Here is a 13,795-nt window from a genome sequence, read left to right on the forward strand (position 1 = left end):
GCCTGCCATCGACCACGCACTCGGGCGGCAGGGCCACACGACGGGCTGAGCGCTGCGTCTTCGGCGCGACGATCAGCAGTTCCCCGCTGACGCGCTGAAGCGCCTGCCGGACGGTTAGGACGCCATCAAGCAGGTCGGCGTCCGGCACCGCAGGCCCAGCAGCTCTCCGCGCCGCAGGCCGATTCGGGCGGCCAGTTCGTACGCGGCCCACAGCCGGTTCTCCCGAGCCGCAGCCAGGAGCTGACGACCCTCCGCCACGGCCAGCGGCTCTATCTCGCGCCTCGTCCCCATGCTCTGCTCCCCGTTTCGGGCCACATTGCGTGGCAGCTCGTCCTCCCGTACGGCGTGCTCCAGGACGCAGCGACTCAGACTCCGTCACTTCCTTTCGCACCGCGATAGGCCATATCTCGGCTGACGACGACAGTGCACAGGTCCTCGCACGCTCCCGAGTCCGTTAGATGGGGTGGCCAGTTGTCAGGAGCGGCGGCATAGGCGTTCCAGCCGCTTCATCGCGCCCCCAGGACACACGCGGCCTCGACCTCCCCCAGCTGTCCCGGCCGACAGATCCACCAGCGACTCCCGTCGACGGCTCGAGCAGCGACGGCGCTGCCCGCTGCTGCACCACGGCCCGGGATACGCTCGGTCCCGGGCATCCGGGGTGCACGCGCCTGCGGATCAGGTTGCAGGTTCGAGTCCTGCCGAGTGCACAACAGGCCGGAGGCCCCGTCGGAAGACCGACGGGGCCTCCGGTGTTTCCGGTTGCTTCTGGGAGGTGGGCATGGCCTGGCGGTGTGCCGGGATCAGTTGGCCGCGAGGCGCCCGGACGGGGGTGCTGGTGTGGGAGGGCGGGCGGGTCAGTCCGTTGGTGGCCGGGAAGGCGGTGGGGTTCCGGGCCGAGGGGGAGCGGCGCTGTGTCGGGGCGCGGGGCAATCCCTGTCCCGTCGGGGCCGTCGTGTCCGGGCGGGCGACGCAGGCGCGGTGTGCCGAGTGCGCGCGGCTGGACCGGGCCCATTCGGTGGCCGCGGACACCATGGCCGACGACCCGCGCACGTACCGCGTGTATCTCGCCTGGTTCGGGCCCGGGATGCTGAAGGTGGGGATCACCGCCGAGGAGCGTGGCCCGGCGCGTCTGCTGGAGCAGGGGGCCGTGGTGTTCAGCTGGCTGGGCCGTGGGCCGTTGATGGCGGCGCGGCGGACCGAGGAACTGCTGCGTACGGCGCTGGGAGTGCCCGACCGTATTCCGTACGCCGCCAAGCGGGCGGCTCGTACGGCGCTGCCCGGGGCGGCGGAGCGGTCTGCCGAGGTCGCCGAGTTGCACCGGCGGGCCCTCGCGTTGCCCGAGTGGGCCCAGTCGCTCGAACGGATGGACTTCGAGGCGGTCGACCACACCGGGGTGTTCGGACTCGACGGGCTGGAGCCCGCGAGCGCCGTGGTGCGTGAACTGGTCGACGGCGGCGTCGTCGCGGGGGAGCTCGTCGCGGCGGCCGGGCCCGATCTGCATCTGCGTACGGCCGGAGAGGGGATCGTCGTGGTCGATACGCGGCTGATGACCGGGTGGTCGCTGACCGCGGCCGAGCCGACCGCGGGCGTGAGCGTGCCCATGACGGATGTCCGGGCGGGGGATGTCCAGGGCGGACTGTTCTGACCGCGAAGGCAAAGACTTGGATCCCGTTCGGATCCCTTCCGGTCAACACCCTGGACACCGCCGTGACCTGCGACGGAAGGTGAGTGCCATGAGCATCCGACCTGTCGCGGGCATCGAACCGCCCTATTGGACCGCCGTTTTCACCTCGCTGCGTCCGGACAGCGCCGAGGGGTACGCCGAGACCGCCGTCCGGATGCGGGAGCTGGTCGAGGAGGTGCCCGGTTTTCTCGGGTACGAGTCGGCCAGGACACCCGGAGGGCTCGCGATCAGCGTCGGGTACTTCCGTGACGCGGAGTCGATCGCGGCCTGGCAGCAGAACCTGGAACACCGGGCGGCGCAGCGGCGCGGCCGGGCGGAGTGGTACGACAGCTACAGCGTGCATGTGGGCAAGGTCGAGCGGAGCTACAGCTTTGTGCGGGACTGAGACCGGGGAAGCGGCGGGCACCGCGGGCGAGGCGGCGGAGGTACGGGCGTTCTGGGAGCGGCTGGGACTGCCGGGACTCGTCGACGTCCACACCCACTTCATGCCGGAGCGCGTGCTGCGCAAGGTGTGGGCCTACTTCGACGCCGCCGGCCCGCTGACCGGCATGGAGTGGCCCATCGCCTACCGCCGCGAGGAGGACGAACGGGTCACGCTGCTGCGGGAGTTCGGGGTGCGGTCCTTCACCTCGATGCTCTACCCGCACAAGGCAGGGATGGCCGCCTGGCTCAACGGCTGGGCGGCGGACTTCGCGGCGCGGACACCCGACTGTGTGCACACGGCGACGCTCTATCCGGAGGAGGGCGTGGAACGGTACGTACGGGAGGCGGTCGAGAGCGGGGCGCGGATCTTCAAGTCGCATCTGCAGGTCGGGGCCTACGACCCGGGTGACCTCCTGCTCGACGCGGCCTGGGGACTGCTCGCCGAGGCCCGGATCCCCGTGGTGATGCACTGTGGATCCGGCCCGGCGCCCGGCAAGTACACCGGCCCCGAGCCGGTCGGCCGACTGCTGGCGCGCCATCCGCGGCTGCGGCTGATCGTGGCGCACATGGGGATGCCCGAGTACACGGAGTTCCTGGATCTGGCCGAGCGCCATGCGGAGGTCCGTCTCGACACGACGATGGCGTTCACCGACTTCAGCGAGCGCCTCAGCCCGCTGCCGGAGCGCGAGAAGGCGCGGCTCGCGGACTTCGGGGACCGGATCCTGCTGGGGACGGACTTCCCGAACATCCCGTACCCGTACGCTCATCAGCTCCATGCGCTCGAGCGCCTCGGGCTTGGGGACGACTGGCTGAGGGCGGTCTGCCACGACAACGGCGCGCGGCTCCTCGCCGGCCCGTGAGCGCGAGCGCCTTTCTCAGGGAATTCACAGGTTCGGGAAAGAAACCTCTCAGGGCGAGCCCGGAGTGTGGCGGGTATGACCACGATCTCGCCCCGAGGGCGCACCGAACTGCTGAGGCCGGACGGCAGCCCCGTCCGCGTGCTCGTCGTGGACGACGAGGTGTCGCTCAGCGAGCTGTTGTCGATGGCACTGAGGTACGAGGGGTGGGAGGTGCGCAGCGCCGGCGACGGTTCGGGGGCGATGCGCACCGCCCGCGAGTTCCGCCCTGACGCCGTCGTGCTGGATGTGATGCTGCCCGACATGGACGGCCTCGCCGTCCTGCAGCGGCTGCGGCGCGAGCTGCCCGATGTCCCCGTGCTCTTTCTGACCGCGAAGGACGCGGTCGAGGACCGGATCGCGGGGCTGACTGCGGGCGGTGACGACTATGTCACCAAGCCCTTCTCGCTGGAGGAGGTCGTGGCGCGGCTGCGTGGGCTGATCCGGCGTTCCGGTGCCGCGACCGTACGCAGCGAGTCGCTGCTGACGGTGGGGGACCTCACCCTCGACGAGGACAGCCACGACGTGACGCGGGGCGGGGAGTCGATCCATCTGACGGCCACCGAGTTCGAGCTGCTGCGCTATCTGATGCGCAATCCGCGGCGCGTGCTGAGCAAGGCGCAGATCCTCGACCGGGTGTGGAGCTACGACTTCGGCGGCCAGGCCAATGTCGTCGAGCTCTACATCTCGTACCTGCGCAGGAAGATCGATGCAGGCCGGTCCCCGATGATCCACACCCGGCGCGGCGCGGGATATCTGATCAAGCCCGGTGAGTGAGACAGCCGTGCGGGGGAGGGTGCGGCGGCGCTGGTCGCTGCGGACCCGGCTGGTGGTCTCCGCGGTCGCGCTGATCGCGGTGGTCGCCGCCGTCATCGGCACGGTCACATGGATCGCCTTCCGTACCCATCTGTACGGGCAGTTGGACGTGCAGCTGCGTGCGGTGGCGGCGCGGGCGGCCGGGCCGCCGGACATCGTCCAGGAGCCGCCGCCGGAGTTCCCGAAGGGCAAGCGGCCGCTCGATTTCGTCACGGGCGGCGGGGCGCCCCTGGGCACGATCGGTGCTCAGCTCGCCGAGGACGGCACGATCACCGACGCCGCGGCCAGCACCGAGGCGGGGCCGCACCCGTACGGGCCGACCGCGGCCCGGCTCAGCACGGCGCAGACGGCCGCCTTGGCGGAGGTGCCCCGGGACGAGTCATCGCACACGGTGGAGCTGCCGGGGCTGGGCGACTACCAGGTCATGTACGCGGACGGGGTCCGCGGCGCCTATCTCGTCGGCGTGCCGACGGCCGATGTGCAGAAGGCGCTGGGCACGCTGGTCGTGGTCGAGCTGAGTGTCACCGGCGCGGGTCTGATCGCCGCAGGCATCGCGGGTGCCTCGCTCGTCGGGGTCGCGCTGCGCCCGCTGCGGCGGGTCGCGGCCACTGCCCGCCGGGTCTCCGAACTGCCGTTGCACAGCGGTGAGGTGGCGCTGCACGAGCGGGTGCCGGACGCGGAGGCGGATCCGCGCACCGAGGTCGGCCAGGTCGGGGCGGCACTGAACCGCATGCTCGGGCATGTCGGGTCGGCGCTCGCCGCCCGGCAGGAGAGCGAGACGCGGGTACGGCAGTTCGTCGCGGACGCCAGCCATGAGCTGCGGACGCCGCTGGCGTCGATCCGCGGGTACGCCGAACTGACGCGGCGCGGGCGGGAGAAGGACTCCGTCGGTCCGGACACCCGGCACGCGCTGGGCCGGATCGAGGCGGAGGCGAATCGGATGACGGGTCTGGTGGAGGATCTGCTGCTGCTGGCCCGCCTGGACGCGGGACGCCCGCTCTCCTACGAGAGCGCTGATCTCTCCCCGCTCGTCGTGGACGCGGTCGCGGACGCGCGGGCCGCAGGTCAGGACCACAGATGGCGCCTTGAGCTGCCGGCCGAGCCGGCGACGGTTCGGGGTGACGCGGCCCGGCTCCATCAAGTGCTGGTCAACCTTCTCGGCAACGCCTGCGTCCACACCCCGCCGGGGACGACCGTCACCGCGCGGGTGGACATCCGGGCGGGGCGCTCCGGAACGCCCGGTTCCGTCGTCGTGCTCGAGATCGAGGACAACGGGCCCGGTATCCCGGCCGAGTTGCTTCCCCATGTTTTCGAGCGCTTCGCCCGCGGTGATGCCTCCCGGTCGCGGCATGCCGGAAGCACCGGGCTCGGTCTCGCCATCGTGCAGGCGGTGGTTGCGGCACACGGCGGCACGGTGACCGTGCGGTCGGTGCCGGGACGCACCGTCTTCGGCGTCGAGATCCCGGCGGCCTGCCCGAATCCCGCGCTCGCGACCGTGCCGTGCCCTCGGACGGGCTCGCGTACGGCTCACGGCTCTCGCACGACTCCGAGCCTGCGCACGACTCCGAGCCTGCGTACGACTCGGAGCCCGCGTACGACTTGAGCTCGCGCGCGACTCACAGACAGGGCACAGGCTGAGCACACAGCCGTGACAGCCCGCCCGTCGAGTGTCGTCAGCATGCGAACCGACACCCATGCGGGGACCCTGCCGGCCCGCGAGCATCTGCTCGCGGAGCCGGCCGGTCGGCCCGTACTCGACGTGGTGATTCCCGTCCACAACGAGGAGAACGACCTCGAGCGCTGTGTGCTGCGGCTGCACGAACACCTCACGAGGACGTTCCCCTACAGCTTCCGGATCACCGTCGCGGACAACGCGAGCACCGACCGTACGCCCGAGGTGGCGGCCCGGCTGGCCCGCTCGATGACCGAAGTGCGGATGCACCGGCTGGAGTTGAAGGGCCGCGGACGTGCGCTGCGGACCGTGTGGTCGCACTCCGACGCGCCGGTGCTCGCCTACATGGACGTGGATCTGTCCACGGACCTCAACGCGCTGCTCCCGCTGGTCGCCCCGCTCATCTCCGGGCACTCGGACCTGGCGATCGGCTCCCGGCTGACCCGCTCCTCGCGTGTGGTGCGCGGCCCCAAGCGTGAGTTCATCTCGCGCGCCTACAACCTGATCCTGCGCGGATCGCTCGCCGCGCGCTTCTCGGACGCCCAGTGCGGCTTCAAGGCGATCCGGCGGGACGTGGCCGAGCGGCTGCTGCCCATGGTCGAGGACACCGGGTGGTTCTTCGACACCGAACTGCTGGTGCTCGCCGAGCGGGCCGGGCTGCGGATCCACGAGGTGCCGGTCGACTGGGTCGACGACCCCGACTCCACCGTGCACATCGTGAGCACGGCGACCGAGGACCTCAAGGGCGTCTGGCGGGTCGGTCGGGCGCTCGCGGTCGGCGCCCTGCCGCTGGACCGGCTGGCGCGGCCCTTCGGGGACGACCCGCGGGACGGGCAGCTGACCGGAGTACCGGGCGGGCTGGCCCGCCAGCTCGTCGGGTTCTGCGCCGTGGGCGCGCTGTCCACGGTGCTCTACCTCGCTCTCTACTCGTCCTTCCGGGCCGGGGCGGCTCCCCAGCTCGCCAACGCGGCGGCCCTGCTGCTCTCCGCCGTCGCCAACACCGCCGCGAACCGGCGGCTCACCTTCGGGGTGCGCGGCCGGGAGCGGGCCATGCGCCATCAGGCGCAGGGCCTTGTCGTGTTCGGCATCGGACTGGCCCTGACCAGCGGCTCGCTCGCCGCCCTCGACGCGGCGGCGGGCAACCCCTCCCACGGCACCGAACTGGCGGTCCTGATCGCCGCGAACCTGGCCGCCACCGTGCTGCGGTTCCTCCTCTTCCGGGCGTGGGTCTTCCCCGAGCGCCGGTACACCCACGACGACATGAGGTACACCCGATGACCACGACCACGACCAGTCCCCCGCACGGCGGGCCGGCAGGGTCGGGCGCCGCACGCGCCGGACGCGCCGCACGGCTGCTGCACGGCCGTCCGGAGGACGCCCGCTGGGTGCGCCCCGCCTTCCTCGCCCTGCTGCTTGCGACCACGCTGCTGTACGTCTGGAACCTGGACGCGTCCGGGTACGCCAACTCGTTCTACTCCGCCGCCGCACAGGCCGGCAGCGAGAGCTGGAAGGCCTTCTTCTTCGGTTCGTCCGACGCGGCGAACTCCATCACCGTCGACAAGCCCCCGGCCGCGCTGTGGCCGATGGCCCTGTCCGTGCGGTTCTTCGGGCTCGGCTCGTGGCAGATCCTGCTGCCCGAGGTGCTGATGGGCGTCGCGACGGTGGCCGTGCTGTACGCGGCCGTACGCCGGAGTTTCGGCGCGGCGGCCGGACTGATCGCGGGTGCCGCATTGGCTCTGACTCCGGTCGCGGCCCTGATGTTCCGCTTCAACAACCCGGACGCGCTGCTCGCGCTGCTGATGACGGTCGCCGTGTACTGCGTGCTCCGTGCCCTCGAAGGGGCGCGGACGAAGTGGCTGGTGTGGGCGGGCGTCGCGGTCGGGTTCGCGTTCCTGACGAAGACCCTGCAGGCGTTCCTGATCCTGCCGCCGCTGGCGCTGGTGTACGCGGTGTGCGCACCGACGACCCTGCGCCGCAGGCTCGGCCAACTCGCTCTCGCCGCAGTGGCCGTGGTGGTCTCCGCCGGCTGGTGGGTGGCGATCGTCGAGCTGTGGCCGACGGCCTCGCGTCCGTACATCGGCGGCTCGCAGACCAACAGCTTCCTGGAGCTGACCTTCGGCTACAACGGCCTCGGCCGGATCAACGGCAACGAGACCGGCAGCGTCGGCGGTGGCGGTGGCGGCCGCGGCGGTGGTGGTGGCTGGGGCGAGACCGGCATCGACCGGATGTTCAACGACACGATCGGCGGCCAGATCTCCTGGCTGCTGCCGGCCGCGCTGCTGCTGCTCGTGGCGGGCCTGGTGCTCACCCGCAGGGCCGGGCGGACGGACACGGCACGGGCGGCGTTCCTGGTCTGGGGCGGCTCGCTGCTGATCACGACCGCGATCTTCAGCTTCATGGCCGGGATCTTCCACGAGTACTACACGGTGGCGCTGGCGCCCTGCATCGCGGCGCTCGTCGGCATGGGCGCGACGGTGCTGTGGGAGGAGCGGGCCGAGCTCGTCTGGTCGGCGGTGCTCGCGGGCACGGTCGCGGTGACGGCCTGGTGGTCGTACACGCTGCTCGGCCGGAGCACCGACTATCTGCCGTGGCTGCGCCAGGTGGTGCTGATCGGCGGCCTGGTTGCCGCGGTGGGGCTGCTGCTCGCGGGCCGCGCAGGGCGGACCCTGGCGCTCGGGGCGGCCGGGCTCGGACTCGCGGTGTCGCTCGCGGGACCGGTCGCGTACTCGCTGACCACGGTGAGCGAAGGGCACGCGGGCTCGATCGTGACGGCGGGGCCCGCGGTGGCGGGCGGTCGCGGGGGGCCGGGCGGCGGCGGTCCGGGTGGCGGCGACGGTATGCGGATGCAGCCGCCCGGTCAGGGCGGACAGGCTCCTGGGCAGGCCCAAGGACAGGGGCAAGGACAAGGACCGGCGCAGGGCCAGGGTCCGCAGGGCGGGCCGCCCGGCGGCGCGGGGCAGTTTCCCACCGGAGGCGGACCGGGCACGCTGCCCGGTACGGACGGACGCACGGGCCGGGGCGCCCAGGACGGCGCCGGCCGGGGCGGCGGTATGGGCGGACTTCTCAACGGCGCGAGTGTCGACGCCGAAACGGAGGCCGCGCTGAAGGAGAACGCAGGGGACTACACCTGGGTCGCCGCGGCCATCGGTTCCCAGAACGCCGCGAGCTACCAACTCGCCACCGAGCAGCCGGTGATGCCGATCGGCGGTTTCAACGGCAGCGATCCGTCCCCGACCCTCGCGCAGTTCAAGCAGTACGTGGCGGAGGGGAAGATCCACTACTTCATCGCCGGCATGGGGGGTGGGCCGGGCGCAGGCGGCGGCTCGGAGATCACCTCCTGGGTCGAGGAGACCTTCACCGAGGTCACGGTGGGCGGTACGACTCTCTACGACCTGACCGACGAGAAATAGCCCTGCACAGGTGGCCCGTCATGTCACTGATCGACGAGCCGCGCCGGGAAGCCGCCGGTGGCGATCGGGCCCCATCGCTGTGGTGTGATGCGGACGATCGACTTGCCCTGCTTCACCATCGCCTGCCGGTACTCGGCCCAGTCCGGGTGCTCGCCCGCGATACTGCGGAAGTACTCCACCAGCGGCTCCACCGAGTCGGGGGAGTCGATCACCTCGGCCGTCCCGTCGATCTGCACCCACGGGCCGTCCCACTCGTCCGACAGGACGATCACGCTGACCCGCTCGTCGCGCTTGGCGTTACGGGTCTTGGCGCGCTCCGGGTAGGTCGACACGACGATCCGGCCCGAGTCGTCGACCCCGCAGGTCAGCGGAGATCCCTGCGGGCCGCCATCGGCGCGGCGGGTCAGCAGGATCGCGCGATGACGGGGGCGTACGAACTCCAGCAACTGCTCATGGTCCACCGTGGTGTTGGTGGCGATATTGGGTGCCATGGACCGCACCTTACGGGCGTGCGCCACGGGAGCGGGGGTGGCAGGCCGTCCCTTGCCTGCCGCCCCCTGGGGAACACCCCCGTGCCCGGCCGCGTATCCGCTCGGACACGGCCGGGGTCCGGTCACTCGTCCGGGTGCACGAGTTCGATGTCGTGGCCGTCGACTCCACGGCCGCGGACGGACAGTGCCCCGGCCACCGGGGGATACCCCGTCGCGATGACCGTGTACTCCCCCGCGTCCAGGTCGGCGAAGGCGTACGCCCCGTCGTCCCCGGTCGTCACGGTGGCGAGCACGTCGCCCGCGGCGTCCACCAGCGTCACCCGCGCGTCGGACAGCGGCCGGCCGGCGGCCCCGGCGCGTACGGTGCCCCGGACCACGGCGCCGGTGAGCAGGGCTGCCTCGATACGGGTCACGCCCTGCCCGGCGATCTCGACGGGCATCGCCAGCGGACGGTGGCCGTCGGCGTGCACGGCGAGGGTCACCGCACCCGGGACCAGGTCGCTGAAGGAGAACTCGCCCCCTTCCGCGGTCGTTCCGGTGGCCAGCACCTCGCCACGGGCATCCGTGACGACGACCATGGCTCCCTCGACCGGCGCGTCGCCGTCGGCGGCCCGCACGGTCCCGGTCAGCCCGCTGATGCAGGCCAGGTGGATGTCGTACTCCCCGGAAGCCTTGGCCCGGGAAGTGCTCCGCACTCGTCGCCGACGGCCACCGTGGCGGGCCTGCGGCTGGAAGCCGTCGGCCGAGGCGATCAGTACGTACGAACCGGCGGCGGGGGCGTCCAGCGCGTAGCTGCCGTCCGCGTGGGCGACCGAGCGGCCGAGTTGACGGCCGGCCGGTGAGATCAGAGTGACCACGGCGCGGGGCAGCGCGGCGCCGTCGGAGCCGCGCACCACGCCGCGGATCGCGGGGCCGGCTGCCGCGGTGGCCGCCTTGTCGGCAGGGACGGTGGGACCGGCGGTGTCTCCGGAGGCCTCCAGGGTGCTGTCCGCCGCGCTGCTCTTCAGCGCGACCTCCTTGATGAACAGTGTCACCAGGAAGGCGAGCAGCGCGAAGGGCGCCGAGTAGAGGAAGACGTCGCCGACGCCGTGCCCGTACGCCGTCTCCATCACCGTACGGATCGGCGCGGGCAGCGTGTCCAGGTCGGGGATGCCGCCGCCGCCCGTACCGCCGTGGCCCAGGTACGCACCCTTCGGACCGAGTTCGGCGAGACCGTCCGTGACGTAGTGGGTGACCCGGTTGGCCATCACCGCGCCGAGCGCGGAGACGCCGATCGCACCGCCGAGGGAGCGGAAGAAGGTGACGACGGAGCTGGCCGCACCGAGATCCTGGGGTGCCACCTGGTTCTGCGTGCACAGCACGAGGTTCTGCATCATCATGCCGAGGCCGAGCCCCAGGACACCCATGAAGACCGCGATGTGCCAGTACTCGGTGTCGTGGCGGAGGGTGCCCAGCAGCCCGAGGCCCGCCGTCACCAGGACACCGCCGCCGACAAGCCAGGCCTTCCAGCGGCCCGTCCTGGTGATGATCTGGCCCGAGACGGTCGACGAGACGAACAGACCGGCGATCATCGGGATCGTCATGACGCCGGACATCGTCGGCGACTTGTCGCGCGCCAGCTGGAAGTACTGGCTGAAGAAGACGGTGCCGGCGAACATCGCGACACCGACGAAGAGGGAGGCCAGCGAGGCCAGCGTGATGGTGCGGTTGCGGAAGAGCCGCAGCGGGACGATCGGGTCGCTCGCCTTCGACTCCACCAGGAGGAAGAGCAGGCCGATCAGGACCGAGCCGCCGACCATCGCATAGGTCTGCCAGGAGATCCACTCGTACTTGTCGCCCGCGAAGGTGACCCAGATCAGCAGCAGCGAGACGGCGGCGCTGATGAAGAACGCGCCCGCCCAGTCGACTTTGACCTTGTGTCCCGGGCCCTCGGCACGGGGGCCGGCGACGGGGAGCTTCAGGGTCTTCTGCAGCACGATCAGTGCGATCACCGCGAACGGCACGCCGACGTAGAAGCACCAGCGCCAGCCGAGCGAGTCGGCGTCGGTGATTACTCCGCCGAGCAGCGGCCCGCCGACGGTGGCGACGGCGAAGACCGCCCCGAGGTAACCGCTGTAGCGGCCGCGCTCACGCGGGGAGATCATCGCGGCCATGATGATCTGGGCGAGGGCGGTGAGGCCGCCGACGCCGATGCCCTGGACGACACGGCAGGCGATCAGCATGCCGGTGCTCTGGGAGAGGCCGGCCACCACCGAGCCCGCGGCATAGATGATCAGGGCCACCTGGACCAGCAGCTTCTTGCTGAACAGGTCGGCGAGCTTGCCCCACAGCGGGGTGGTCGCCGTCATCGACAGCAGCGCTGCGGTCACCACCCAGGTGTAGGCGCTCTGGTCGCCGTCGAGGTCCGTGATGATTTCCGGCAGCGCGTTGGAGACGATCGTGGACGACAGGATCGCGACGAACATTCCGAGCAGCAGCCCGGACATCGCCTCCATGATCTGGCGGTGGGTCATCGGCGCGGCGTCGCCGTCGGAGGCGTGACCTCCAGGCCGGGCGTGGCCGCCCCGCACACCGGCTGGTGTGGTCGTAGCCATGGACTTCCTTCGCTGTGTCTAGGTCTGCGTGCGGGGGGTGGGTGCGGGGGTACGGACGGCGTGGGCCCGGCAGTCCCCGAAGGAGTTCCGGAGGCGGGCCAGCAACGCGCTGAGCTGTCCGACGTCGTCGTCGGACCAGTCCTTGAGGTAGTGGGCGAACAGGTCAGCGGTCCGACGGCCGAGGCCGTCGAGTACGGCCCTGCCCGCGGGGGTGAGCCGCAGGATGCGCGAGCGCCGGTCGTCCGGGTCGGGCGAGCGCTCGATCCAGCCGCGCTCCACGACATGCGCCACATGGCGGCTGGTCACCGACATGTCGACGGCGAGCAGCTCGGCGAGCCGGCTCATCCGCATCTCTCCGTACCGGTCCAGAAGGGCCAGTACGGACGCGGAACCGGAGGGGCACTCGGCGGGCAGCATCCGGGAGAGGCCCCGTTTGACGGCACCTATGGCACTGATCTGCCGGGCCAGCTCTTCGTACTGACTCCGCTCGGCCATGAGCACCCCCATCTTGTTGCTTAGGGCAACGATATAAGTGGTTGGTTGCTACAGGCAAACGAAATGGGGCCGTTTCGAGTAAAGGAACCCAAAAGGCTTTGCATATGCAGAGTCAGCTCGCGTCATGGGCCGGTCATGGCCGTGACCGGTGACGATCGGGCCCCTGCCCGGGGTTGGGCCGAGGGCCCGGGTTCGCTAGGGTCCTGGCCCATGGCACACAACCCCCATGCTCCCCACGGCCAGGGCCCCGAGGGCAACTACGACCCCGCGGGCAACACGCAGATGTTCCGCGCCTTCGTCGACGAGGGCGCCCCGCAGGGCCGCCAGTCCGCCGCCGTGGCGCCGTCCTCCTCGCGGGCCGGGCTGATCGCCGGTGTGATCGCGGCGATCGTGATCCTGGGCGCGGTGGCCTGGCTCGCCCTGGGCTGATCCCCCGCCCCCCACGGCCGCGGAAGCGCCCGCACTCCCCCACAACTGCACAAACGCTCCGGTCCGGGGCGCCTCCCCCCGTCGGCGCCCCGCCCGTCCCTGCCGCCACGGCGAACCGCCGTGGTCACTTCCAGTCCGCGGTCACGTCCTGCGTCTCGATGTGCATGCCCAGCGGCACCCGCCATGCGTCCACGCAGACCGTGTACGCCTTCTTCCGTGCGGTGCCGGGTGCGATCGGGGCCGGCAGGGGCTGGGACGACTCGACCGTGGCCCAGTCGATCCCGAGCGCGCCGATGATGTGCGTGGCGAACGTGACCGTGCCCGAAGCCGCGGGCGAACCACCGGTGTTGCGGAACTCCACCGTCACTTTCTCGCACCAGCGCTCGTCCAGGGCGGCGCGGACCGGCTCGGCGAGCTGGAGCACGGCCGGGCCTGAGGGGGCGGGTGCCGGCGGCGGAGCCGGGCGGGTCGTGCTGCCGGGCGGGCCCGGGGTGCCCGGAGTGGTCGGTGGGCCGGGCGCCGGGCCGTCCGTACCGCCGGAGCCGCCCGTGCCTCCTCCTGTGCCCTCGGCGTCCGGGCGGTCGGACGGTGCCGGTCCCCCCGACGTGTCGGTGGTGCCCGGCCGGGGCGCCTCGGAGGCCGCCTTTGGCCCCCCTGGGCCTTCCCTCCCGCGCGGGCCCTCCTGAGAGCCGTCCAGTGGCACCAGGACCACATCGCCCTCCGGTGGGACCGCGGCCGTCGGGGACGGGCCCGAGCCCGCCGCACCGACCGGCACGCGGCCGTCGCCACTGCCGCCGCCGCACGCGGTCAGCGCCCCGCCCAGGCAGAGCGCCACCGCTGCGATCCCGGTCCGTCGTCGCATCGCGCCAGTGTGACTGACGGACC

At 71.8% G+C, this 13,795-nt stretch carries 13 protein-coding genes; 8 read left to right on the forward strand and 5 right to left on the reverse strand.

All coding sequences use genetic code 11. The annotated features are described in order from the left end of the window. Positions 1–114: 114 nt before the first annotated feature. On the reverse strand, positions 115–291 hold the full coding sequence (locus tag OHS70_RS18870; protein WP_328398968.1) for a hypothetical protein: 177 nt from the start codon (positions 289–291) through the stop codon (positions 115–117). A gap of 487 nt (positions 292–778) precedes the next feature. On the opposite strand from OHS70_RS18870, the gene OHS70_RS18875 reads away from it, so the two are divergent. The 7 genes from OHS70_RS18875 (at position 779) to OHS70_RS18905 (ending at position 8,901) form a co-directional block, all read left to right on the forward strand. Beyond that, positions 779–1,645 (forward strand): DUF2797 domain-containing protein, encoded by an 867-nt coding sequence (locus OHS70_RS18875; protein ID WP_328398969.1) that lies wholly within the window; start codon positions 779–781, stop codon positions 1,643–1,645. Positions 1,646–1,733: 88 nt separating this feature from the next. After that, positions 1,734–2,069: an antibiotic biosynthesis monooxygenase family protein gene (locus OHS70_RS18880; RefSeq protein ID WP_328398970.1), complete on the forward strand. Its 336-nt coding sequence runs from the start codon at positions 1,734–1,736 to the stop codon at positions 2,067–2,069. Beyond that, positions 2,026–2,967 (forward strand): amidohydrolase family protein, encoded by a 942-nt coding sequence (locus OHS70_RS18885; protein WP_328398971.1) that lies wholly within the window; start codon positions 2,026–2,028, stop codon positions 2,965–2,967. The genes OHS70_RS18880 and OHS70_RS18885 overlap by 44 nt, the downstream gene beginning before the upstream one ends. A gap of 75 nt (positions 2,968–3,042) precedes the next feature. Beyond that, complete coding sequence (locus OHS70_RS18890) at positions 3,043–3,780, forward strand: response regulator transcription factor (RefSeq protein ID WP_328398972.1); 738 nt, start codon at positions 3,043–3,045, stop codon at positions 3,778–3,780. A 19-nt stretch (positions 3,781–3,799) separates the two neighbouring features. Next, positions 3,800–5,422 carry a sensor histidine kinase gene (locus tag OHS70_RS18895; protein ID WP_328405746.1) on the forward strand — a complete coding sequence of 541 codons (1,623 nt, stop codon included), beginning with the start codon at positions 3,800–3,802 and terminating at the stop codon, positions 5,420–5,422. A 75-nt stretch (positions 5,423–5,497) separates the two neighbouring features. After that, positions 5,498–6,769, forward strand: a complete 1,272-nt coding sequence (locus OHS70_RS18900; protein WP_328398973.1) for a bifunctional glycosyltransferase family 2/GtrA family protein — start codon at positions 5,498–5,500, stop codon at positions 6,767–6,769. Beyond that, the gene (locus tag OHS70_RS18905; protein ID WP_328398974.1) at positions 6,766–8,901 is read left to right on the forward strand and encodes an ArnT family glycosyltransferase; all 2,136 of its coding nucleotides are present in this window, start codon (positions 6,766–6,768) and stop codon (positions 8,899–8,901) included. The genes OHS70_RS18900 and OHS70_RS18905 overlap by 4 nt, the downstream gene beginning before the upstream one ends. A gap of 23 nt (positions 8,902–8,924) precedes the next feature. Here the strand turns inward: OHS70_RS18905 and OHS70_RS18910 are convergent, their stop codons facing one another. The 3 genes from OHS70_RS18910 to OHS70_RS18920 form a co-directional block, all read right to left on the reverse strand. Then, positions 8,925–9,392, reverse strand: coding sequence for a PPOX class F420-dependent oxidoreductase (locus OHS70_RS18910; RefSeq protein ID WP_328398975.1), 468 nt, complete (start codon positions 9,390–9,392; stop codon positions 8,925–8,927). A gap of 122 nt (positions 9,393–9,514) precedes the next feature. Further along, positions 9,515–11,986, reverse strand: coding sequence for an MFS transporter (locus tag OHS70_RS18915; RefSeq protein WP_328398976.1), 2,472 nt, complete (start codon positions 11,984–11,986; stop codon positions 9,515–9,517). Between the two features lie 18 nt (positions 11,987–12,004). Then, positions 12,005–12,481, reverse strand: coding sequence for a MarR family winged helix-turn-helix transcriptional regulator (locus OHS70_RS18920; protein WP_328398977.1), 477 nt, complete (start codon positions 12,479–12,481; stop codon positions 12,005–12,007). A gap of 210 nt (positions 12,482–12,691) precedes the next feature. Between OHS70_RS18920 and OHS70_RS18925 the strand changes: the two genes are divergently transcribed. Beyond that, entirely contained in the window at positions 12,692–12,910 is a 219-nt protein-coding gene (locus tag OHS70_RS18925; RefSeq protein WP_328398978.1) for a hypothetical protein, read from the forward strand. A 124-nt stretch (positions 12,911–13,034) separates the two neighbouring features. Here the strand turns inward: OHS70_RS18925 and OHS70_RS18930 are convergent, their stop codons facing one another. After that, positions 13,035–13,772 carry a hypothetical protein gene (locus OHS70_RS18930; RefSeq protein ID WP_328398979.1) on the reverse strand — a complete coding sequence of 246 codons (738 nt, stop codon included), beginning with the start codon at positions 13,770–13,772 and terminating at the stop codon, positions 13,035–13,037. Between the last annotated feature and the right edge of the window lie 23 nt (positions 13,773–13,795).

This window comes from Streptomyces sp. NBC_00390 (assembly GCF_036057275.1).
In the GTDB taxonomy this organism is placed as follows: domain Bacteria; phylum Actinomycetota; class Actinomycetes; order Streptomycetales; family Streptomycetaceae; genus Streptomyces.

Excerpts from the sequence above, each read along its gene's own strand:
- OHS70_RS18870 (WP_328398968.1), bottom strand. The coding sequence starts at position 291 with ATGGGGACGAGGCGCGAGATAGAGCCGCTGGCCGTGGCGGAGGGTCGT.
- OHS70_RS18875 (WP_328398969.1), top strand. The coding sequence starts at position 779 with ATGGCCTGGCGGTGTGCCGGGATCAGTTGGCCGCGAGGCGCCCGGACG.
- OHS70_RS18880 (WP_328398970.1), top strand. The coding sequence starts at position 1,734 with ATGAGCATCCGACCTGTCGCGGGCATCGAACCGCCCTATTGGACCGCC.
- OHS70_RS18885 (WP_328398971.1), top strand. The coding sequence starts at position 2,026 with ATGTGGGCAAGGTCGAGCGGAGCTACAGCTTTGTGCGGGACTGAGACC.
- OHS70_RS18890 (WP_328398972.1), top strand. The coding sequence starts at position 3,043 with ATGACCACGATCTCGCCCCGAGGGCGCACCGAACTGCTGAGGCCGGAC.
- OHS70_RS18900 (WP_328398973.1), top strand. The coding sequence starts at position 5,498 with ATGCGAACCGACACCCATGCGGGGACCCTGCCGGCCCGCGAGCATCTG.
- OHS70_RS18905 (WP_328398974.1), top strand. The coding sequence starts at position 6,766 with ATGACCACGACCACGACCAGTCCCCCGCACGGCGGGCCGGCAGGGTCG.
- OHS70_RS18910 (WP_328398975.1), bottom strand. The coding sequence starts at position 9,392 with ATGGCACCCAATATCGCCACCAACACCACGGTGGACCATGAGCAGTTG.
- OHS70_RS18915 (WP_328398976.1), bottom strand. The coding sequence starts at position 11,986 with ATGGCTACGACCACACCAGCCGGTGTGCGGGGCGGCCACGCCCGGCCT.
- OHS70_RS18920 (WP_328398977.1), bottom strand. The coding sequence starts at position 12,481 with ATGGCCGAGCGGAGTCAGTACGAAGAGCTGGCCCGGCAGATCAGTGCC.
- OHS70_RS18925 (WP_328398978.1), top strand. The coding sequence starts at position 12,692 with ATGGCACACAACCCCCATGCTCCCCACGGCCAGGGCCCCGAGGGCAAC.
- OHS70_RS18930 (WP_328398979.1), bottom strand. The coding sequence starts at position 13,772 with ATGCGACGACGGACCGGGATCGCAGCGGTGGCGCTCTGCCTGGGCGGG.